27 protein-coding genes are annotated in these 21,931 nt (G+C 40.7%); all 27 read left to right on the forward strand.

From position 1 onward, the window contains the following. Positions 1–31: 31 nt before the first annotated feature. Entirely contained in the window at positions 32–1,339 is a 1,308-nt protein-coding gene (gene trmFO / locus NYE20_RS09030; RefSeq protein ID WP_015715883.1) for an FADH(2)-oxidizing methylenetetrahydrofolate--tRNA-(uracil(54)-C(5))-methyltransferase TrmFO, read from the forward strand. 67 nt (positions 1,340–1,406) lie between these two features. Further along, positions 1,407–2,321 (forward strand): tyrosine recombinase XerC, encoded by a 915-nt coding sequence (gene xerC, locus NYE20_RS09035; protein ID WP_003231988.1) that lies wholly within the window; start codon positions 1,407–1,409, stop codon positions 2,319–2,321. 12 nt (positions 2,322–2,333) lie between these two features. After that, entirely contained in the window at positions 2,334–2,879 is a 546-nt protein-coding gene (gene clpQ, locus NYE20_RS09040; RefSeq protein ID WP_003238555.1) for an ATP-dependent protease subunit ClpQ, read from the forward strand. Positions 2,880–2,886: 7 nt separating this feature from the next. After that, positions 2,887–4,299 carry an HslU--HslV peptidase ATPase subunit gene (hslU, locus tag NYE20_RS09045; RefSeq protein WP_255220399.1) on the forward strand — a complete coding sequence of 471 codons (1,413 nt, stop codon included), beginning with the start codon at positions 2,887–2,889 and terminating at the stop codon, positions 4,297–4,299. Between the two features lie 39 nt (positions 4,300–4,338). Continuing rightward, positions 4,339–5,118, forward strand: coding sequence for a GTP-sensing pleiotropic transcriptional regulator CodY (codY, locus tag NYE20_RS09050; protein ID WP_003220850.1), 780 nt, complete (start codon positions 4,339–4,341; stop codon positions 5,116–5,118). Positions 5,119–5,497: 379 nt separating this feature from the next. Then, complete coding sequence (gene flgB / locus NYE20_RS09055) at positions 5,498–5,887, forward strand: flagellar basal body rod protein FlgB (RefSeq protein WP_003245656.1); 390 nt, start codon at positions 5,498–5,500, stop codon at positions 5,885–5,887. After that, entirely contained in the window at positions 5,887–6,339 is a 453-nt protein-coding gene (gene flgC, locus NYE20_RS09060; RefSeq protein ID WP_161621574.1) for a flagellar basal body rod protein FlgC, read from the forward strand. The genes flgB and flgC overlap by 1 nt, the downstream gene beginning before the upstream one ends. Positions 6,340–6,349: 10 nt before the next feature. After that, the gene (gene fliE, locus NYE20_RS09065; RefSeq protein ID WP_003238544.1) at positions 6,350–6,670 is read left to right on the forward strand and encodes a flagellar hook-basal body complex protein FliE; all 321 of its coding nucleotides are present in this window, start codon (positions 6,350–6,352) and stop codon (positions 6,668–6,670) included. Between the two features lie 45 nt (positions 6,671–6,715). Beyond that, positions 6,716–8,326 (forward strand): flagellar basal-body MS-ring/collar protein FliF, encoded by a 1,611-nt coding sequence (fliF, locus tag NYE20_RS09070; RefSeq protein ID WP_043940114.1) that lies wholly within the window; start codon positions 6,716–6,718, stop codon positions 8,324–8,326. 12 nt (positions 8,327–8,338) lie between these two features. Beyond that, the gene (fliG, locus tag NYE20_RS09075; RefSeq protein ID WP_003231981.1) at positions 8,339–9,355 is read left to right on the forward strand and encodes a flagellar motor switch protein FliG; all 1,017 of its coding nucleotides are present in this window, start codon (positions 8,339–8,341) and stop codon (positions 9,353–9,355) included. Next, positions 9,348–10,100, forward strand: coding sequence for a flagellar assembly protein FliH (gene fliH, locus NYE20_RS09080; RefSeq protein ID WP_003244804.1), 753 nt, complete (start codon positions 9,348–9,350; stop codon positions 10,098–10,100). The genes fliG and fliH overlap by 8 nt, the downstream gene beginning before the upstream one ends. Continuing rightward, positions 10,097–11,413, forward strand: a complete 1,317-nt coding sequence (gene fliI, locus NYE20_RS09085; protein ID WP_032725698.1) for a flagellar protein export ATPase FliI — start codon at positions 10,097–10,099, stop codon at positions 11,411–11,413. The genes fliH and fliI overlap by 4 nt, the downstream gene beginning before the upstream one ends. A 2-nt stretch (positions 11,414–11,415) precedes the next feature. Continuing rightward, complete coding sequence (gene fliJ, locus NYE20_RS09090; protein ID WP_003231977.1) at positions 11,416–11,859, forward strand: flagellar export protein FliJ; 444 nt, start codon at positions 11,416–11,418, stop codon at positions 11,857–11,859. Positions 11,860–11,870: 11 nt separating this feature from the next. After that, positions 11,871–12,485, forward strand: a complete 615-nt coding sequence (locus NYE20_RS09095) for a MotE family protein (RefSeq protein ID WP_032725699.1) — start codon at positions 11,871–11,873, stop codon at positions 12,483–12,485. A 12-nt stretch (positions 12,486–12,497) separates the two neighbouring features. Continuing rightward, on the forward strand, positions 12,498–13,961 hold the full coding sequence (locus NYE20_RS09100; RefSeq protein WP_032725700.1) for a flagellar hook-length control protein FliK: 1,464 nt from the start codon (positions 12,498–12,500) through the stop codon (positions 13,959–13,961). Further along, on the forward strand, positions 13,958–14,380 hold the full coding sequence (gene flgD, locus NYE20_RS09105; RefSeq protein ID WP_003231970.1) for a flagellar hook assembly protein FlgD: 423 nt from the start codon (positions 13,958–13,960) through the stop codon (positions 14,378–14,380). The genes NYE20_RS09100 and flgD overlap by 4 nt, the downstream gene beginning before the upstream one ends. Positions 14,381–14,401: 21 nt before the next feature. Continuing rightward, positions 14,402–15,196, forward strand: coding sequence for a flagellar basal body rod protein FlgG (gene flgG / locus NYE20_RS09110; RefSeq protein WP_003231968.1), 795 nt, complete (start codon positions 14,402–14,404; stop codon positions 15,194–15,196). A gap of 39 nt (positions 15,197–15,235) precedes the next feature. Further along, positions 15,236–15,451 carry a swarming motility protein SwrD gene (gene swrD / locus NYE20_RS09115; protein WP_003231966.1) on the forward strand — a complete coding sequence of 72 codons (216 nt, stop codon included), beginning with the start codon at positions 15,236–15,238 and terminating at the stop codon, positions 15,449–15,451. Further along, the gene (gene fliL, locus NYE20_RS09120; RefSeq protein ID WP_003231964.1) at positions 15,448–15,870 is read left to right on the forward strand and encodes a flagellar basal body-associated protein FliL; all 423 of its coding nucleotides are present in this window, start codon (positions 15,448–15,450) and stop codon (positions 15,868–15,870) included. Before swrD ends, fliL begins: the two co-directional genes overlap by 4 nt. A gap of 33 nt (positions 15,871–15,903) precedes the next feature. Beyond that, positions 15,904–16,902, forward strand: a complete 999-nt coding sequence (fliM, locus tag NYE20_RS09125) for a flagellar motor switch protein FliM (protein ID WP_003220879.1) — start codon at positions 15,904–15,906, stop codon at positions 16,900–16,902. Then, positions 16,892–18,028, forward strand: a complete 1,137-nt coding sequence (gene fliY / locus NYE20_RS09130) for a flagellar motor switch phosphatase FliY (RefSeq protein ID WP_014479788.1) — start codon at positions 16,892–16,894, stop codon at positions 18,026–18,028. The genes fliM and fliY overlap by 11 nt, the downstream gene beginning before the upstream one ends. A 25-nt stretch (positions 18,029–18,053) precedes the next feature. Continuing rightward, the gene (gene cheY / locus NYE20_RS09135; RefSeq protein ID WP_014476812.1) at positions 18,054–18,416 is read left to right on the forward strand and encodes a chemotaxis protein CheY; all 363 of its coding nucleotides are present in this window, start codon (positions 18,054–18,056) and stop codon (positions 18,414–18,416) included. A 14-nt stretch (positions 18,417–18,430) separates the two neighbouring features. Next, entirely contained in the window at positions 18,431–19,090 is a 660-nt protein-coding gene (gene fliZ / locus NYE20_RS09140) for a flagella biosynthesis regulatory protein FliZ (RefSeq protein WP_014479789.1), read from the forward strand. After that, positions 19,083–19,748, forward strand: coding sequence for a flagellar type III secretion system pore protein FliP (gene fliP, locus NYE20_RS09145; protein ID WP_003245692.1), 666 nt, complete (start codon positions 19,083–19,085; stop codon positions 19,746–19,748). The genes fliZ and fliP overlap by 8 nt, the downstream gene beginning before the upstream one ends. Before the next feature lie 14 nt (positions 19,749–19,762). Beyond that, positions 19,763–20,032: a flagellar biosynthesis protein FliQ gene (gene fliQ, locus NYE20_RS09150; protein WP_003220888.1), complete on the forward strand. Its 270-nt coding sequence runs from the start codon at positions 19,763–19,765 to the stop codon at positions 20,030–20,032. Positions 20,033–20,039: 7 nt separating this feature from the next. Further along, on the forward strand, positions 20,040–20,819 hold the full coding sequence (gene fliR / locus NYE20_RS09155) for a flagellar biosynthetic protein FliR (RefSeq protein WP_003245510.1): 780 nt from the start codon (positions 20,040–20,042) through the stop codon (positions 20,817–20,819). Next, positions 20,819–21,901, forward strand: coding sequence for a flagellar biosynthesis protein FlhB (flhB, locus tag NYE20_RS09160; RefSeq protein ID WP_014479790.1), 1,083 nt, complete (start codon positions 20,819–20,821; stop codon positions 21,899–21,901). The genes fliR and flhB overlap by 1 nt, the downstream gene beginning before the upstream one ends. Positions 21,902–21,931 lie beyond the last annotated feature (30 nt).

Here is a 21,931-nt window from a genome sequence, read left to right on the forward strand (position 1 = left end):
GCCTTGAATAATAAACTAGGAGATGTGAAAGATGAACCAACGAACAGTGAATGTAATCGGAGCCGGACTTGCAGGAAGTGAAGCAGCATGGCAGCTTGCCAAACGGGGGATTCAAGTCAAATTGTATGAAATGCGTCCAGTTAAACAAACGCCTGCGCACCATACAGATAAATTTGCAGAGCTTGTCTGCAGCAACTCTCTTCGCTCTAATACGCTTGCTAACGCTGTCGGTGTATTAAAGGAAGAAATGCGTGCACTTGATTCAGCTATTATCGCTGCGGCTGACGAATGTTCGGTGCCTGCCGGGGGCGCTCTTGCAGTAGACCGTCATGAATTTGCCGCAAGTGTGACAAATCGGGTGAAAAATCATCCAAACGTAACCGTTATTAATGAAGAAGTGACTGAAATTCCTGAAGGCCCTACTATCATCGCAACGGGTCCGTTAACATCTGAATCGCTGTCTGCCCAGCTGAAGGAGCTGACTGGAGAGGACTATTTATATTTTTATGACGCAGCGGCGCCGATTGTAGAAAAAGACAGCCTTGATATGGATAAAGTGTATCTGAAATCCCGTTATGATAAAGGTGAAGCAGCATATTTGAACTGCCCGATGACAGAAGAAGAGTTTGACCGTTTTCATGAAGCATTAACATCAGCAGAAACAGTGCCGTTAAAAGAATTTGAAAAAGAGATTTTCTTTGAAGGCTGCATGCCGATTGAAGTCATGGCAAAACGGGGTAAGAAAACAATGCTTTTCGGTCCGATGAAACCGGTTGGTCTAGAGCATCCTGTTACAGGAAAACGCCCTTATGCCGTCGTTCAGCTCAGACAAGATGATGCTGCGGGAACACTTTATAATATTGTAGGATTCCAGACACATTTAAAATGGGGAGACCAAAAGGAAGTTCTCAAGTTGATTCCAGGACTTGAAAATGTAGAAATCGTCAGATATGGCGTGATGCATAGAAACACATTTATTAACTCTCCAAGCCTGTTAAAGCCGACTTATCAATTTAAAAACCGCAGTGATCTGTTCTTTGCAGGCCAAATGACGGGAGTAGAAGGATATGTGGAATCAGCTGCCTCAGGACTTGTAGCAGGCATTAATGCGGCGAAGCTTGTATTGGGAGAAGAGCTTGTGATCTTCCCTCAGGAAACAGCAATTGGCAGTATGGCACATTATATTACAACAACAAACCAGAAGAACTTCCAGCCGATGAATGCAAACTTTGGGCTTTTGAAAGAATTGCCAGTTAAAATTAAAAATAAAAAAGAACGAAATGAACAATACGCGAACCGTGCGATTGAAACAATTCAAACAATTTCGAAAACAATATAGGTATTGATTGCAACCTGAGCGCGATTTGTGATACCATTTAAAAGCCCTTCCTGGGGAGGTATTAGGCATGGAGAATGTTAAGAATTTCGTAAAGTTATTCGTTGAATATTTACAAATTGAAAAAAATTATTCACAATATACTATTGTGAATTATGTGGATTCAATTGAAGAATTCGAGACTTTCCTGCGCGTTCAAGGTATAAATGGATTTGAAGAAGCTGCATATCAAGATACTAGGATTTTTTTGACAGAAGCCTATGAAAAAGGTTTATCGAGAAGAACAATAAGCAAAAAGATATCTGCATTAAGAAGCTTTTATAAGTTTCTGATGCGGGAAAAGCTTATTGAAGAAAATCCGTTTCAGCTTGTTCATCTGCCAAAACAGGAGAAACGGATACCGAAGTTTCTATATCAAAAAGAGCTTGAGGAGCTGTTTGAAGTTTCAGATATAAGCCAGCCGGCCGGAATGAGGGATCAAGCGCTGTTAGAGCTGCTCTATGCCACCGGAATGAGGGTCAGTGAATGCTGTTCCATAACTATTAACGACGTTGATTTATTTATGGACACTGTGCTTGTTCACGGCAAAGGCAAGAAGCAGCGCTATATCCCCTTTGGGTCTTATGCCCGCGAAGCGTTGAAGGTATACATGAATAGCGGAAGACAGTGCTTGCTGATGAAGGCAAAAGAACCTCATGATCTATTATTCGTAAATCAAAGAGGCGGACCGCTTACAGCCCGTGGCATCAGACATATTTTAAGCGGGCTTGTTCAAAAAGCGTCAAGCACTTTACATATCCATCCGCATATGCTTCGACATACGTTCGCCACGCATCTGTTAAATGAAGGAGCGGATTTGAGAAGCGTTCAAGAACTGCTCGGGCATTCCAATCTGTCTTCTACACAGATATACACGCACGTTTCGAAGGAAATGTTGAGAAACACATATATGTCTCACCATCCAAGAGCATTTAAGAAAAATTAAAGGAGGCCCTTTATGTCATCTTTTCATGCGACCACAATATTTGCCGTACAGCATAAAGGACGAAGCGCTATGTCCGGAGACGGCCAAGTAACATTTGGTCAGGCTGTTGTCATGAAACACACGGCACGGAAAGTGAGAAAACTGTTTAACGGCAAAGTTCTTGCTGGCTTTGCGGGATCTGTTGCAGACGCTTTCACTTTATTCGAAAAGTTTGAAGCTAAGCTTGAAGAATATAACGGCAACTTAAAACGGGCGGCTGTTGAGCTTGCGAAGGAATGGCGCAGTGATAAAGTGCTAAGAAAGCTCGAAGCCATGCTGATTGTTATGAATCAGGATACTTTGCTTCTCGTATCGGGAACAGGCGAGGTGATCGAACCAGATGACGGCATTCTCGCGATTGGATCAGGAGGCAATTACGCTTTGGCAGCGGGAAGAGCACTGAAAAAGCATGCCGGTGAAAGCATGTCTGCAAGTGAGATTGCCAGAGCCGCGTTAGAAACAGCAGGCGAAATTTGTGTTTACACGAACGATCAAATCATACTGGAAGAGCTTGAATAGAAAGGACTTGAGGCGCATGGAAAAAAAACCGTTAACTCCTAGACAGATTGTAGATCGGTTAGACCAATATATTGTCGGTCAGCAAAATGCGAAAAAAGCTGTCGCCGTGGCATTAAGAAACCGCTATAGAAGAAGTCTTCTGGATGAAAAGCTGAAGGACGAGGTCGTTCCGAAAAACATTTTAATGATGGGTCCTACCGGCGTCGGGAAAACTGAAATTGCCAGACGAATCGCTAAGCTTTCAGGTGCGCCATTTATCAAAATTGAAGCTACTAAATTTACCGAAGTCGGCTATGTAGGCAGAGATGTTGAATCAATGGTCAGAGATCTTGTGGAGACTTCTGTTCGTCTTATCAAAGAAGAGAAAATGAATGAAGTAAAGGAACAGGCAGAAGAAAATGCAAACAAACGCATTGTTCGTCTGTTAGTTCCTGGGAAGAAAAAACAATCTGGCGTTAAAAATCCGTTTGAAATGTTTTTTGGAGGCAGCCAGCCGAATGGTGAAGATGAGGCGGAGAGCCAGGAAGAAGCAAACATCGAAGAAAAAAGAAAACGAATGGCGCATCAGCTGGCTTTAGGAGAGCTCGAAGACTACTATGTAACAGTAGAAGTCGAAGAGCAGCAGCCTTCTATGTTTGACATGCTGCAGGGCTCGGGTATGGAGCAGATGGGTATGAACATGCAGGATGCGCTGAGCGGATTAATGCCAAAGAAAAAGAAACGGCGCAAAATGACAGTCAGAGAAGCCAGAAAAGTCCTGACGAATGAAGAAGCAAGCAAACTCATCGATATGGATGAAGTTAGCCAGGAAGCTGTTCAGAGAGCAGAAGAGAGCGGGATTATCTTTATCGATGAGATTGATAAAATCGCAAAGAACGGCGGTGCATCTTCTTCTGCCGATGTTTCAAGAGAAGGCGTTCAGCGGGATATTCTGCCGATTGTTGAGGGCTCAACCGTTGTCACAAAATATGGTTCTGTAAAAACAGACCATGTATTATTTATTGCAGCAGGAGCGTTTCATATGGCCAAACCGTCTGATTTGATTCCTGAGCTGCAGGGGCGTTTCCCGATTCGTGTAGAACTGAACAAACTCACGGTAGACGACTTCGTGAGAATTTTGGTTGAGCCGGATAATGCGCTGCTGAAACAATATCAGGCATTATTGCAGACAGAAGGTATATCTCTTGAATTTTCTGACGAAGCTATTCATAAGATTGCTGAAGTTGCTTATCATGTGAACCAGGACACAGATAATATCGGTGCGAGACGCCTTCATACAATACTTGAACGCCTATTAGAAGATTTGTCGTTTGAAGCTCCAGATGTAACGATGGAGAAAATAACGATTACACCTCAGTATGTCGAAGAAAAGCTCGGAACGATAGCCAAAAACAAAGATTTAAGTCAATTTATATTGTGAAAAATTTAATATGAGGAATGTTTAGGAGGATTATTTATCATGGCTTTATTACAAAAAACAAGAATTATTAACTCCATGCTGCAAGCTGCGGCAGGGAAACCGGTAAACTTCAAGGAAATGGCGGAGACGCTGCGGGATGTAATTGATTCCAATATTTTCGTTGTAAGCCGCAGAGGGAAACTCCTTGGGTATTCTATTAACCAGCAAATTGAAAATGATCGTATGAAAAAAATGCTTGAGGATCGTCAATTCCCTGAAGAGTATACGAAAAATCTGTTTAATGTCCCTGAAACATCTTCTAACTTGGATATTAATAGTGAATATACTGCTTTCCCTGTTGAGAACAGAGATCTGTTCCAAGCAGGTTTAACAACAATTGTGCCGATCATCGGAGGCGGGGAAAGATTAGGAACACTTATTCTTTCACGTTTACAAGATCAATTCAATGACGATGACTTAATTCTAGCTGAATACGGCGCAACAGTTGTCGGAATGGAAATCCTAAGAGAAAAAGCAGAAGAAATTGAAGAGGAAGCAAGAAGCAAAGCTGTCGTACAAATGGCTATCAGCTCGCTTTCTTACAGTGAGCTTGAAGCAATTGAGCACATTTTTGAGGAGCTTGACGGAAACGAAGGTCTTCTTGTTGCAAGTAAAATTGCTGACCGTGTCGGCATTACCCGTTCTGTTATTGTGAACGCACTCAGAAAGCTGGAGAGCGCCGGTGTTATCGAGTCTAGATCATTAGGAATGAAAGGTACTTATATCAAGGTGCTAAACAACAAATTCTTAATTGAATTAGAAAATCTAAAATCTCATTAATCACAAAAAGAACCCTTTTTGAGGGTTCTTTTTTTATTTCAAATAAAGGAAATCAATAAGCTTTATTTCCTGGGTTGAAAGTCTTTCTATGTAATAATTTTAATAAATTTTGCATTTTTCTTCAAAAAGTTTCAAAAATGCCGAAAAGAAAGGAGAAAAAACAGAAATTCTGCTATTTTCAGGCTTATATCAAGGCGAGAAATGTAGTTCTAACAATCTAGGACTTTATACCTAGTTGTAAAATAGATAATTGTGAGGACATTTTTTTACACGAACTTCATAGACTTTATGCCTGTTATTTCTTACAATAAGCATATAGTTTTACAATTCTCGACAAGGATATTGAGGGTGAAAAAAACTGAAATGGAGGTAAGTGGATTTGAGCTTATTTTCTGGAACGATACAAAATCTTGAAAATGCCTTGAGTAGAGCGGATATTAAGCAAAAAGTCATAACTAATAATATCGCCAATATAGATACACCGAACTATAAGGCAAAAAAAGTCTCTTTCCAAAATTTATTAGATCAAGAATCTTCGCGTCTTGAAGCGATAAAAACAGACTATCGTCATGTTGATTTTTCTGATACTGATTCGAATTATTCAATTGTTGCGAGCGGAGATACATCGTATCAGCAAAACGGAAACAATGTTGATGTTGACAAAGAGATGACAGAATTGGCGCAAAATCAAATCAACTATCAAGCTTTGGTTGAAAGAATGAACGGTAAATTTAATTCGCTGAAGACCGTATTAACAGGAGGAAAATGATGACAGCTTTTCATAGCTTAAATGTTTCAGCATCGGCTTTAACAGCTCAGCGAGTCAGAATGGACGTTGTATCATCTAACTTAGCAAATATGGATACGACAAGAGCTAAGCAGGTGAATGGAGAGTGGGTGCCTTACAGAAGGAAAATGGTCTCCCTTCAGTCAAAAGGTGAATCGTTCTCTTCCATTCTCAATTCTCAAATGAGCGGAAGCGGTAGTGCTGGAAACGGTGTGAAGGTTTCAAAAATTACGGAGGATTATTCGGATTTTAATCTTGTCTATGATCCGACAGACCCTGATGCAAACGCTGAAGGATATGTACAAAAGCCTAATGTTGATCCATTAAAGGAAATGGTTGATCTTGTCAGCAGCACCAGATCATATGAGGCGAATGTCACGGCGATGAATGCTACAAAGGGAATGCTGATGAAGGCATTAGAAATCGGAAAGTAGGTGAATGAATGTGATTAATGCAATTTCTCCTTTTCAGGTTCAAAATACTCAAAACACTCAAAATGCAACAAATCAAGTAAACAATAGCCAAAAAACAGATTCTTCAAATCAAACAAGCTTTTCGGAGCTTTTAAAAAACTCTATTAGTTCGTTAAATGAGTCCCAAGTAGCTTCTGACAACATGACTAATGCCTTGGCTGCAGGAAAAGATGTAAATCTTGATGAGGTCATGATCGCTGCTCAAAAAGCTAGCATCTCTCTAACTGCAGCAACAGAGTTCCGCAATAAAGCTGTGGAAGCTTATCAGGAGATTATGAGAATGCAAATGTAGGGGGTCTGACGATTTAGAGAAAGAGTGGAATGACCGGGGGTTAACATGAATCGTACTCTAATGCAAATGAAAAACAAAACGAGTGAGTTTTGGAAAAATAGATCTAAACTACAAAAGATTTTAATGGTTAGTGCTTTAGCGGCAATTATTATTATTGGAATTATTATTAGTGTTTTTGCTTCAAATTCTAAAATGGCGCCGCTGTACAAAGATTTGTCTGCCGAAGAAGCAGGACAAATCAAAAAAGAATTGGATGCAAAAAAAGTTCCAAACGAACTTTCGAATGGCGGTACAGTGATTAGTGTTCCGGAGGATCAGGTTGATTCTTTGAAAGTGCAGATGGCTGCAGAAGGACTTCCTAAAACGGGATCAATTGATTATTCGTTTTTTGGACAGAATGCCGGCTTTGGTTTGACAGACAATGAGTTTGATATGGTGAAAGTGAAAGCTACACAGACAGAACTGTCAAACTTGATCAATGAAATGGACGGCATTAAAAATTCAAAAGTAATGATTAATCTCCCGAAAGACGCTGTGTTTGTCGGTGAGGAGCAATCTGCAGCATCTGCATCAATCGTTCTGCAGATTCAACCGGGTTATACACTTGATCAAAGCCAAATCAACGGATTATATCATCTGGTATCTAAAAGCGTGCCAAACCTAAAAGAAGATAACATCGTCATCATGGACCAAAATTCTACATACTACGACAAATCAGACAGCGATGCAGGGTCCTACGCGGATAGTTATTCTTCTCAGCAAGGAATTAAGTCTCAAGTTGAAAAAGACATTCAAAAACATGTACAGTCACTGCTGGGTACGATGATGGGCCAAGATAAAGTCGTTGTCTCCGTTACAGCAGACATTGATTTCACAAAAGAAAATCGGACAGAAGACATTGTCGAACCTGTGGATAAAGAAAACATGGAAGGTATTGCAGTCAGCGCTGAAAAGGTATCTGAAACATATCAGGGCGACGGTGCAGCCAACGGCGGAACTGCCGGAACCGGCGAGGAAGATGTTACAAATTATAAGGCTGACGGTGAAAATACCGAAAGCGGGAACTACGAAAAAAACAGCAACAAAATCAATTACGAGGTTAACCGAATTCATAAAGAAATCGCTGAAAGTCCTTATAAGGTCAGAGATTTAGGGATTCAAGTAATGGTAGAGCCGCCTGATGCCAAAAACACTGCGTCGCTATCAACTGAAAGACAGGATGATATACAAAAAATCCTTTCAACTGTAGTCAGAACATCTTTGGATAAAGATGAAACGCAAAATCAGAATTTATCTGATGCTGATATCAATAATAAGATTGTTGTTTCCGTTCAGCCATTCGACGGAAAAGTCAATTTGGATACAAATACGGAAGAATCCTCAGGTATCCCGCTGTGGGCATATATTGTAGGCGGTGTTTTAATCGCAGCGATCATTGTTCTGATCATTATGCTTATCAGAAAGAAACGGGCGCAAGAGGATGAATTTGAGGAATATGAGTATGAGGTTCCTCAAGAACCAATCAATTTGCCTGATATCAACGAAGAGGAAAATGAAACAGCGGAATCAGTCAGACGAAAACAGCTTGAAAAGATGGCGAAAGACAAGCCGGAAGATTTTGCAAAACTGCTGAGAAGCTGGCTGGCCGAGGATTAGGAGGAATTAGAAATGGCGAGACGTGATCAAGATAAGCTTACAGGAAAACAAAAAGCAGCCATTCTCATGATTTCCTTGGGGTTAGATGTGTCAGCTTCTGTCTATAAGCACTTAACCGATGAAGAAATTGAAAGGCTTACTCTGGAAATATCAGGTGTTCGAAGCGTCGATCATCAAAAAAAGGATGAAATCATAGAAGAATTTCATAATATAGCCATTGCGCAAGATTATATTTCTCAAGGCGGTTTAAGCTATGCAAGACAAGTTCTGGAAAAGGCGCTTGGAGAGGATAAGGCGGAGAACATTCTAAACAGGCTGACTTCTTCTTTGCAGGTTAAACCATTTGATTTTGCCAGAAAAGCGGAGCCTGAACAAATTTTGAATTTTATCCAGCAAGAGCATCCGCAGACGATGGCGTTAATCTTGTCTTATTTAGATCCAGTGCAGGCTGGGCAAATTTTATCCGAGCTGAATCCTGAAGTACAGGCTGAGGTTGCGAGAAGAATCGCGGTCATGGATAGAACGTCTCCAGAAATAATTAATGAGGTAGAACGGATTCTGGAACAAAAATTATCTTCTGCATTTACTCAGGATTATACACAAACAGGCGGAATTGAAGCTGTTGTGGAAGTGTTAAACGGGGTAGACAGAGGGACAGAGAAGACGATCTTGGATTCATTGGAAATTCAGGATCCCGATCTTGCTGAAGAGATTAAAAAGCGGATGTTTGTCTTCGAAGATATTGTCACACTTGATAACCGTGCCATTCAGAGAGTCATTCGCGATGTTGAGAACGACGATTTGCTCCTTTCATTAAAGGTTGCAAGCGAGGAAGTCAAAGAAATTGTATTCAACAATATGTCACAGCGTATGGTTGAAACCTTCAAAGAAGAAATGGAATTTATGGGCCCTGTACGCTTGAAAGATGTTGAAGAAGCTCAATCGAGAATTGTAAGCATCGTCAGAAAGCTTGAAGAAGCCGGTGAAATTGTAATAGCAAGAGGCGGAGGGGATGATATTATTGTCTAATATCATTAAACAAGAATCATCTATTTCTCCACAAAAGGAAAAAAGAAAACTTTCTATACAAGAGGTGCGTATTGATCATTCTCACCTTTTGCAGGCTGAAGAGAACCCGGAGGCGCTTATGGCCCGAGTGAAAGAGGAAGCTGACCGGATTTCTGAGCAGGCAAACAGTCATATAGAAAATATTCGCCGTCAAATTGAACAGGAGAAAAACGATTGGGCGGCTGAAAAACAGAAGCTTATTGAAGAAGCAAAAGCCGAGGGCTTTGAACAAGGAGTAGCGCTGGGCAAAGCTGAGGCAATGAAACAGTATGCCGAACTGATCGGCCAAGCAAACAGTATAACTGAAATGTCCAGAAAAGCTGTTGAGGACAAGCTTGAAGACGCTAATGAAGAAATCGTTGAGCTTGCCGTTGCCCTAGCAAAAAAAGTTTGGCAGCAAAAGTCTGATGATAAAGAGGCTTTCCTCCTGCTTGTACAACAGGTTATAAACGAAGTGAAGGAATATGACGATATATCAATTTATGTTGATCCATATTACTATGAGACAATCTTTCAGCAAAAAGATGAAATCCAGCAGCTTCTTTATAAAGAATGCCGGCTTGGCATATATGCTGATGAAAAAGCTCAAAAAGGAACCTGTTATATTGAAACTCCTTTTGGCAGGGTAGATGCGAGTGTTGACACACAATTGATGCAATTGAAAGATAAACTTCTGACAGCGCTGGAAGCAGGTGCAGCTGAATGAAGACACAGAGTCTGATAGATTGTATAGAAATGACAGACTCGTATAAACGATACGGAAAAGTCAAGCGGGTAATCGGCCTGATGATTGAATCAAAAGGGCCAGCAAGCTCAATTGGCGACGTGTGCCTGATTTATGCAAAAGGACAATCTGGGAAAGTCATTAAAGCTGAGGTAGTCGGCTTCCAGGAAGAAAATATTTTGCTTATGCCTTATTTAGAGGCTGCGAGCATTGCACCTGGCAGCATTGTAGAAGCTACTGGGGAATCACTTCGGGTTAAAGTTGGAACGGGACTGATCGGACAAGTCATCGATGCTTTTGGAGAACCGCTTGACGGAAAACTTCTGCCGAAAGGGCTTTCGCCTGTATCAACGGAGCAATCACCGCCCAACCCGATGAAACGGCCGCCTATCCGTGAAAAGATGGGTGTTGGAGTCAGATCAATTGACAGCTTGCTGACAGTCGGGAAAGGCCAGCGGATTGGAATTTTTGCAGGAAGCGGTGTCGGAAAAAGCACATTAATGGGGATGATCGCCAAGCAGACAGAGGCTGACTTAAACGTCATTGCACTTGTCGGAGAACGCGGACGAGAGGTTCGGGAGTTTATTGAAAAAGATCTAGGGAAAGAGGGGCTGAAACGATCGATTGTAGTTGTTGCCACCTCAGACCAGCCAGCATTAATGAGATTGAAAGCGGCATATACAGCGACTGCAATTGCCGAGTATTTCCGAGATAAAGGCCAAAATGTCATGTTTATGATGGATTCTGTTACAAGGGTGGCAATGGCGCAGCGAGAGATTGGATTGGCTGCCGGAGAGCCTCCGACAACAAAAGGCTATACACCTTCAGTGTTCGCTATTTTACCTCGTTTACTAGAACGAACAGGTGCAAACGAGCATGGAACCATTACGGCATTTTATACAGTGTTGGTAGACGGGGATGACATGAATGAGCCGATTGCCGATACTGTACGCGGAATTTTAGACGGACATATTGTGTTGGATAGGGCGCTTGCCAATAAAGGTCAGTTTCCAGCAGTTAACGTACTAAAAAGCATCAGCAGGGTGATGTCAAACATATCGACAAGACAGCATCTGGATGCGGCAAATAAATTCCGTGAACTTTTATCGACATATCAAAATTCGGAAGATCTCATTAATATCGGAGCTTACAAAAGAGGATCATCCAGAGAAATTGATGAAGCGATACAGTTTTATCCGCAGCTTATTCAATTTTTAAAGCAGGGAACAGACGAACCGGCTTTATTGGAAGAAAGCATTGCTGTATTAACTAGTTTGACAGGAAATGAGGAATAAACGTGGCTTATCAATTTAGATTCCAAAAGCTACTGGAACTAAAAGAAAATGAAAAAGACCAATCCTTATCCGAGTATCAGCAATCAGTTTCTGAATTTGAAAACGTTGCTGAAAAATTATATGAAAATATGAGCAAAAAAGAATTGCTAGAACAAAATAAGGAAAAGAAATTAAAAAGCGGCATGAGTGTACAAGAAATGAGGCACTACCAACAATTTGTCTCAAATCTTGATAATACGATCTATCACTATCAAAAGCTTGTCATTATGAAAAGAAATCAAATGAATCAAAAACAAGAAATTTTGACAGAGAAAAACATTGAAGTGAAAAAGTTTGAAAAAATGCGTGAAAAACAGTTTAAAATGTTTGCTCTTGAAGATAAAGCTGCAGAAATGAAAGAAATGGACGATATTTCGATTAAGCAGTTTATGATTCAAGGCCATTAGGAGCGAATGTAATGTCCGGCAAAAAGAAAGAATCAGGTAAGTTCCGTTCGGTTTTGCTTATCATTATCCTCCCGCTGATGTTTCTACTAATCGCAGGGGGGATTGTTCTTTGGGCTGCTGGTATCAATGTCTTAAAGCCGATACAGGATGCTGCGGCAAAAACGCCGGTTCTTAAGGAATTGGTCCCTGAAACCGAAAATAAAAAAGACACAGCATCAAATAAGGATAGCAGTAATACGGCAGCTCTGGAAAAGACCATTAAGGATCAAAAAAGTGAAATCGGTATATTGAATAAAGATTTAGAAACAAGTAAATCGGAAATCGATAGGCTCAATCAAAAGATCCGTTCACTTGAAAAGACAGCTGAGGATCAAAAAAAGTCATCAGAAGATCATACTGAAGGATCAGCAGACTCGAAAGCTTCATCTGAAAATGACAAAGTGATCAGTGTGTACAAAAGCATGGACAGCGGAAAGGCTGCTAAAATTATTGCCCAATTAAAGGAGAAAGAAGCACTGAAAATATTGAATGGCCTAAGCAAAAAGCAGCTTGCTGACATATTGGCGAAAATGACTCCTGAGCAAGCAGCAACCTATACAGAAAAAATTGCTGCCAGCCAAGAATAGGGGGAATGAAAGGTGAAGCTGCTTGAATTAGCGGGACCTTTGCTGCAAACCACAACGGGTTCTGCCGCTAAAAACATGAAAAGTAGCCGGGGAGTTTTTCAAAACTGGCTTATTTCTGAGGCAGGATTGAAGGAACTCTCAGAACAAGGAAAGGGAACTCCTAATTCCGAAGATCAGCTTTTAGCAGATGCGCTTAAAAAGATCGGTGAATGGCTAAATGCAAGTCCTGAAGACCAAGACAAACAAAATGCGGATCTTTTGCAAACATTAAGCAAACTGACAGGGAAGCAATTGGATGCGAATGCTCTGCAAATATTGCAAAATCTTTTGCAAGCAGTTGAATCAAAAATGTCAGACGGGACGGATCAATTGCTCACAGAAACGGAGAAAATCTTTTCAGAAGCTAAAACGGCTCGGAATGCCAATGATTCTGTTTCTGACATTAATGGAGCACTGAAGTCGGATACAGAGCAATCAAATCAGGAAAATGAAGTATCCGATGCTGCTAAAGAGCTTATCTATATCCAGATGTTCATTAGCCAGCTCGTAGAAGGGAATAAGCTGACTGATCGCGGGAATGGCAATGAAGCTCATGCCATTTACCAAAATGGAGATCAATTCCTATCTGCATTAGAAAAAAAGGGTGTATCTCAACAACTCATTCAGGATCTTAAACAGCAAATATTCACTAAAGCTGAGTCAAGTTCAAAACTTTACTCCATGACAGCGTCAGAGCTGAAAAGTTTTCAAAGCTTAATGGACCAAATGTCTATGCTTCCTCAAAAAGGGACCAAAGAATGGAGTCTAGCTGAAAGCCAGCTGAAAGCCTTCTTGTTATCGAAATCATCCGAATCATCACAAGACTTTGGGAAGCGTGTTCTCACACCGCTTTCGCAGAGTTCATCCAGCAAAAATGCATCGGATGTTTCTGGAAGTATTCAGCCTGTAGATAGTAAATCAGGACTCCAAATGCTGTTTTCGGGGCATCGGAGCATAGGAGGAGTTCAAACACTAGATCTGCAGCAGATGTCATCTGATATACCAAATGCCGAAACAAAAACGGTGGCTGATCAAGTGATTAATGCGTGGAAGCAGATGAAATATACGCCTTTCGGCAGATCGACGGGAAGTTTCACTATTCGGCTGAACCCTGAACATTTAGGATTTGTCACAATCAAGCTGACAAATGAAAATGGAATGTTTCAGAGTAAAATCATAGCATCTAGCCAATCAGCAAAAGAATTGCTTGAACAGCATCTTCCTCAGCTGAAGCAATCATTGCCGAATATGGCCGTCCAAATTGACCGTTTTACTCTTCCGGTCCAAAGCGGGGATCAGCCGATATACGGCCAGCTTGCTGATGAACAGAAACAGCAGCAAGAGGGGCAGAGACAGCAAAGACAGAAAAAGCAATCAAATGATTTTGGCGATCTGCTCGATGAAGTGTCGATGGTTGAAATGGAGGAAGAAGAATGACTTCTATAAGTTCAGAATATAAACTGCCTGAAAAAACGAACACTGTGTCGACGAACAACAGCAGCTTGGGGAAAGACGAGTTTTTAAAAATATTAATGACTCAAGTTCAAAACCAAGATCCGCTTAACCCGATTGACGATAAAGAATTTATCAGCCAGATGGCGACTTTTTCAAGCTTGGAGCAAATGATGAATCTGAATACGACAATGACTCAATTCGTTGAAAACCAAGATCCGTTTACAACGTATGTTGATTGGATGGGAAAAGAAGTATCTTGGACTGATGGTAAAAGTGCAACAGATAAAACAGGCACAGTAAGCTCTGTTAAACATTTTAAAGGAAATTATTATCTCGTTCTTGATGATGGGACCGAGATCAGTCCTGCGAATGTCATGTCTGTGGGACAATCATCTAAATAAAAACATCTGGGGGAATATATTATGTTACGTTCACTTTATTCTGGAATCAGCGGTATGAAGAACTTTCAAACAAAGCTTGACGTAATCGGTAACAACATTGCCAACGTAAATACAGTAGGATTCAAAAAGAGCCGTGTGACCTTTAAAGATATGGTAAGCCAAACGATTGCCGGCGGTTCTGCTGCTGGTGCAACAATCGGCGGAACAAACTCTAAGCAAATCGGTTTAGGTTCATCATCTGGCACAATTGATACAATTCATTCAACAAGCGCGACACAAAGTACAGGAAGAACACTTGATTTAGCAATTGACGGCGACGGTTACTTCCGAATTGATACAGGTGACGGGACAGCTTATACAAGAGCAGGGAACTTCTATTTAGATAATACCGGAACACTGGTTACAGGTGATGGCTACCATGTGTTAAATATGAATGGGGGAACAATTAAAATTCCTACTGATGCTCAAAGCTTTAGCATTGGTTCTGATGGAAAGGTGTCAATTGTTGATGCTGAGGGGAAAACACAAGACGGGGGACAAATCGGGATTGTTACTTTTGCCAACAGTGACGGCTTAGATAAAATCGGAAGCAACCTATACCGTGAATCTTTAAACTCTGGAACGGCCAGTGCAGCGAACCAGCCTGGTGACGGCGGAACTGGTGCTCTTAAATCAGGATTTCTCGAAATGTCTAACGTCGATTTAACTGACGAATTTACTGAAATGATCGTAGCCCAGCGCGGATTCCAATCAAACTCAAAAATTATTACAACATCTGATGAAATCCTTCAAGAACTGGTTAACCTTAAACGTTAAGGAGGGAGGGGAGGCGAGTAATCGCTTCTCCGCTGTTTTATGATTAAAGTAACCCGTTTAAACGGGCAGCCCTTTACACTGAATGCGCTATTTATTGAACAGATTGAATGTTTTCCGGATACTACAATTACTCTGTCAAATGGTAAGAAGTTTGTAGTAAAAGAAGATGAAGAAGCTGTTCTGGAAAAGATCGCAGCTTTCTACCGAAAAATACAAATATTTGCAATGGATCAAGGAATAGAGGAACCGGAATGAAGAAAAAGTTAATGATCATATTACTAATTATTCTTATCGTAATTGGTGCTCTCGGGGCGGCGGCTTATTTTGTTTTAGGCGGAAAGTCCGAAAAAAGTGAAGCGAAAAAAAGTATTGATGAAATCGTTGCGTCTTCTGTTGATGTAGAAGAGATCACAACAAATTTAAAGTCTGATAACATTATCCGTCTTGCTATTAAGCTTGAAACTGATTCTGATAAATCAAAAGAAGAACTTGAGAAACGTGATTTCCAAGTGAAAGACGCTGTTATATCACTGCTGGCTGATACGAATGCTGATCAGATTGAGGGAGACAAGGGAAAAGAAACCTTTAAGAAGGAACTAAAAGATAAAATAAATAGCTACCTCCAAGAAGGAAAAGTAGAAAAAGTGTATATTACCTCCTTTAATCTGCAATAAAGCATAATTTGACAGAATACGGAGGTGAGGAAAATGTCAGGAGAAGTTCTCTCCCAAAATGAAATAGATGCACTGCTTTCTGCAATATCAACAGGTGAAATGGACGCTGAAGAGCTGAAAAAAGAAGAAAAAGAGAAGAAAGTCAAGGTTTATGATTTCAAACGTGCGCTGCGGTTTTCTAAGGATCAGATCCGCAGTTTAACGAGAATTCATGACAATTTTGCAAGACTTCTTACCACTCATTTTTCTGCTCAGCTCAGAACCTATATTCACATATCTGTCAGTTCTGTTGACCAGGTCCCGTATGAGGAATTTATCAGATCGATCCCGAACATGACGATTCTGAATCTATTTGATGTCCATCCGATGGAAGGCAGAATTATGATGGAGGTCAACCCCACGATAGCTTATACGATGATGGATCGGGTCATGGGCGGGATTGGAATCAGTCATAACAAGGTTGACAGTTTGACAGAAATTGAAACAAAAATCATTTCTAATTTATTTGAAAATGCACTGGGTAATTATAAAGAAGCTTGGCAGTCAATTGCTGATATTGAACCGGAAATGACTGAGTTTGAAGTGAATCCGCAATTTGTTCAGATGGTATCTCCTAATGAAACAGTCGTGGTGATCTCGCTCAATACTCAAATTGGTGAAATCAGCGGTGTCATTAATCTCTGTATCCCGCATATCGTACTCGAGCCGCTCATACCGAAGCTTTCAGTCCACTATTGGATGCAATCAGACCGAAATGAGCCAAAGCCTGAGGAAACAAAGTCGCTTGAAAAACGTATCATGACAGCACAAATACCTGTCGTGGCCGAGCTCGGCACATCTGAACTGACGATAGAAGAGTTTTTAAGTTTAGAAGTCGGAGACTGCATAACTTTGGACAAATCAGTCACGGATCCTCTTACTGTATTGGTCGGAGATAAGCCGAAATTTTTAGGACAAGCCGGCCGGGTGAATCGAAAACAGGCAGTGCAAATTTTAGATCACGACATAAGAGGTGAACAAGATGGAGAATAATAGATTATCTCAAGATGAGATTGACGCGCTTCTTAACGGTACTGGCAGCACGCTTGATGAGCCAGAGGTTCCGGAAGTAGATGACTTATCGGAAATGGAGCGTGATGCGATCGGTGAAATCGGTAATATTTCATTCGGCAGTTCTGCGACAGCACTTTCAACGCTTTTAAATCAAAAGGTCGATATTACGACTCCAAGCGTAACGGTCATTCCAAGAAGTAAAATCAGCGATGCGTTTCCTGAACCGTATGTAGCGATTGAAGTGAATTATACGGAGGGCTTCAGCGGAAGCAACCTGTTAGTCGTGGAACAAAGTGACGCGGCGATCATTGCTGACTTAATGATCGGGGGAGACGGAAAAGGTGCGGACCCTTCACTGGGTGAAATCCATTTAAGTGCGGTTCAAGAAGCAATGAACCAAATGATGGGATCGGCTGCCACATCAATGTCTACTGTATTCAGTAAAAAAATTGATATTTCACCTCCTCGGGTTGAATTGTTGGATGTTACTGAAGAAAAGGGTACAGACCGTATTCCTGATGATGAAATGCTGGTGAAAGTTTCTTTCAACTTAAAGGTGGGAGAATTAATAGACTCCAGCATTATGCAGCTTTACCCATTGACATTTGCGAAAGATTTAATTTCAAGCCTTATGAACTCAGAAAGTGCAGAGGAAGAAGAAACGGTGCAGCCTGAAGTTACATACGAACAGCCGAAAGAGCCTGTGACGCCAGAGCCGCGTATTGAACCGAAGCAACAGCAGCAGCCGCCAAAAAGGCAGGGAACAGCAAAAAAAGCAGCGCCAGTTCAGGTTTCACCGGTGGAATTTTCCGCGTTTGATCCAAACGAAGCTGTACAAGCCCCTATTCATAATCTGGATATGCTTTTGGATATCCCGCTTTCGATTACTGTTGAGCTTGGCAGAACGAAGAGAAGCGTAAAAGAGATTTTAGAGCTTTCTGCCGGAAGTATTATCGAGCTTGATAAATTAGCTGGTGAGCCTGTAGATATTTTAGTTAATCAGCGTATCGTTGCCAAAGGCGAGGTCGTTGTCATTGAAGAAAACTTCGGAGTAAGAGTCACTGACATTTTAAGCCAGGCAGAGCGCATTAATAATTTAAAATAACGAAACACAAGGAGAGAGATAGATTATGGCACATAGAATTTTAATTGTAGATGACGCAGCATTTATGAGAATGATGATTAAAGATATTTTAGTTAAAAATGGTTTTGAAGTTGTGGCGGAAGCTGAAAATGGAGCACAAGCGGTAGAGAAATATAAAGAGCATTCACCTGACCTTGTTACTATGGATATCACGATGCCAGAAATGGATGGTATTACAGCATTAAAAGAAATTAAACAAATTGATGCGCAGGCAAGAATCATCATGTGTTCTGCTATGGGACAGCAATCAATGGTTATTGATGCCATTCAGGCCGGCGCTAAGGATTTCATTGTGAAACCTTTCCAAGCTGACCGTGTGCTTGAAGCAATCAACAAAACATTAAGTTAAAGGGTGTACGACTGTTGAAAAAGAGTCAATATTTTATTGTTTTTATTTGTTTTTTCGTTTTATTCAGTGTACATCCGATTGCTGCTGCCGCGGCAGACTCTGATAATTCAACTGTAAACGAATGGTTTCAAAAGAAAGATGAAAAAACTGCAGATCAATCAGAGCAAAAGAAAGAAAAAACAACAAAAACTGCTGATGAGACGGAGGGAGCGGCTGCTCCTTCTGTCTCAGCTTTTGATTTTGTAAAGATGATTTTCGCTTTACTGTTTGTTATCGCGCTGATTTACGGGCTGGTTAAGCTCATGAACAAAAGAAATCGGCTCCTAAAGCCTTTTCAATATGTTGAAAATATTGGCGGTACATCGGTCGGCCAGAACAGATCCATACAATTGATCAAGGTCGGGAAAAGTGTGCTCGTCGTCGGTGTAGGAGAGACGATCCAGCTGCTGAAAGAAATTGAGGATGAAAAAGAGATTGAAGTCATTCTCAGTCAGCATGAAGAGGCAATGTCAAGCAAAATAGAGTGGCAAAAGTTTGTGAAGCCGCTTAAGAGTTCTGAACATCAGCCGCAGCAAAAACTGCCTTCATTTTCAAAAGCATTAAAAGAGCAACTTGAAGAGTTAAAACAAAACCGTTCTGAAGGAAAGAAGAAAGGCCCACGTCATCATGAATGAGTTTATAAATATTTTCAGTTCAAGCGATCCGGAAAACGTAAGTTCAACTGTTAAATTACTATTATTGTTAACTGTATTTTCAGTGGCGCCTGGAATATTGATTCTTATGACTTGTTTTACTCGCATCGTCATTGTTCTGTCATTTGTCAGAACTTCACTTGCGACGCAATCTATGCCCCCAAACCAGGTTCTTATCGGGCTTGCGCTGTTTTTAACATTTTTTATTATGGCTCCTACTTTTTCAGAAATTAATAAAGAAGCGCTGACCCCATTAATGGACAACAAAATCAGCTTGGATGAAGCGTATACGAAAGCTGAGGAACCGATTAAAGAATTTATGAGTAAACACACAAGGCAGAAGGATCTGGCGCTGTTTATGAATTACGCGAAAATGGATAAACCTGAATCATTAAAGGATATTCCGTTAACAACAATGGTTCCGGCTTTTGCCATATCGGAGCTTAAAACAGCATTTCAAATAGGTTTTATGATTTTTATCCCTTTTTTAATTATAGATATGGTAGTGGCGAGCGTCTTGATGTCAATGGGAATGATGATGCTGCCTCCAGTTATGATTTCTCTGCCCTTTAAAATATTACTTTTTGTTTTGGTAGACGGCTGGTATTTAATTGTGAAATCTTTGCTTCAGAGCTTTTAGGGTAGGTGCTAAACGTGAGTTCAGAATTTGTAATTTCTATGGCGGAAAAAGCCGTATACGTAACGCTGATGATCAGCGGGCCATTATTGGCTATTGCTTTACTGGTCGGTTTAATTGTCAGCATATTTCAGGCGACAACTCAAATCCAGGAACAGACTTTGGCGTTTATTCCGAAAATCGTGGCGGTTCTCCTGGCTCTCATTTTTTTTGGTCCGTGGATGCTGTCGACGATTCTTTCATTTACAACAGAGCTGTTTTCTAATTTAAATCGTTTTGCAGGGTAATGTAGAGATGAATTCAATTATTGACTTATTTCCTGCTTTTTTATTGGTTTTTATTAGAATCTCTGCTTTTTTTGTAACAATTCCGCTATTTGGACATCGAAATGTGCCAGCTGTTCATCGCATAGGTTTTGCTTTTTTTCTTGCGGTCATTTGTTTCAGCACCATTGATAAACCGCCCTCTTTGGAGATAGATGAGCACTATATGCTTTTGGCGTTTAAAGAAGCTTTGGTCGGCCTATGTCTGGGTTTAATTGCTTATATGATGATTGCCGCAGTGCAGATTGCCGGCTCGTTTATTGATTTTCAAATGGGATTTTCAATAGCAAACGTTATTGATCCGCAAACCGGTGCACAAAGTCCGTTGATTGGCCAGTTTATCTATACGATGGCACTTTTGTTTATGCTGAGTGTCAATGCCCACCATTTGCTGCTGGATGGTATTTACTACAGCTTTCAGTATATTTCAGTTGATCAGGCATTTCCGAATTTCGGCGATGAAAAGTTTGCCTATTTTATTGCGAAAAGCTTTAATGCAATGTTTATTATCGCTTTTCAAATGTCAGCGCCGGTTGTGGCCAGCTTGTTTCTAGTTGATTTAGCATTAGGCATCGTGGCTCGAACTGTTCCGCAGTTAAATGTATTTGTGGTCGGGCTGCCTTTAAAGATCGCTGTCAGTTTCATTATGCTCATTGTATGTATGTCCGTTATCTTCGTCGTTGTCCGGAATGTTTTCAGTTTAACGATTGAAACGATGCGGAATCTTTTAGCATTGGTCGGTGTTTCTTAATGAAGCTTAGAGTTGACCTGCAGTTTTTTGCGGGAGAGAAGACAGAAAAAGCAACTCCGAAAAAACGGAAGGATACGCGAAAAAAAGGGCAGGTAGCCAAAAGCTCGGATGTCAATACCGCCGTTTCTTTACTGGTAATATTCCTTTCGCTTATTGCAATTGGTCCGTATATGAGAGACAGGCTGCTGTCATTCATAGAAACATTTTATACCGAATCGCTCACAATGAAGCTCTCAGAATCAAATGTGCATACATTGTTTGTCAGCTTATTAAAGGATATGGGCATAATACTCGCACCGATTTTGCTTGTTGCTCTTGTTGCAGGAGTCGTAAGCAACTATATGCAGGTTGGGTTCTTATTTTCTGCTGAAGTGATACAGCCTAAGCTTGAAAAACTGGATCCGATCAAAGGCTTTAAACGAATATACAGTATGAGGGCGATTGTAGAGCTGATTAAATCAATTTTGAAAATCGTAGTCGTCGGTTTTGCGGCTTTTGCTGTGCTTTGGCTGCATTATGGAGAAATTCTCCGGCTTCCTCTCCTGACACCCGAAGAGGCACTATCTTTCGTTTCAAAACTCACTTTGTGGATGGGACTGAGCGGTGCAGGCGCTTTATTAATTCTTGCTGGTCTTGACTATTTATATCAGAGATTTGATTATGAGAAAAATATCAAAATGTCAAAACAAGATATAAAAGACGAGTACAAAAAATCTGAAGGTGACCCGATTATTAAGTCTAAAATTAAACAAAGACAGCGGGAAATGGCGATGAGGCGGATGATGCAGGAAGTTCCAAAAGCAGATGTCATTATCACAAACCCGACTCACTATGCGATTGCTTTGAAATATGATGAAGAAAAAATGGACGCTCCTTATATTGTTGCAAAAGGTGTCGACCACCTGGCGTTAAAAATCAGGAAAATTGCTAAAGAGCATGATGTCATGATGGTAGAAAACAGACCGCTTGCCCGTGCGTTATATGATCAGGTGGAAATTGACCAGGCAGTGCCGGAAGAATTTTTTAAAGTTTTAGCAGAAATTCTGGCTTACGTATATAAAACAAAACAAAAAGTATATTGAATTTTTCGATTTAAAAGGAGAGAAAAAACA

Origin of the sequence: Bacillus sp. FSL R5-0416, assembly GCF_037975425.1 — a bacterium.
Lineage (GTDB): Bacteria > Bacillota > Bacilli > Bacillales > Bacillaceae > Bacillus > Bacillus subtilis.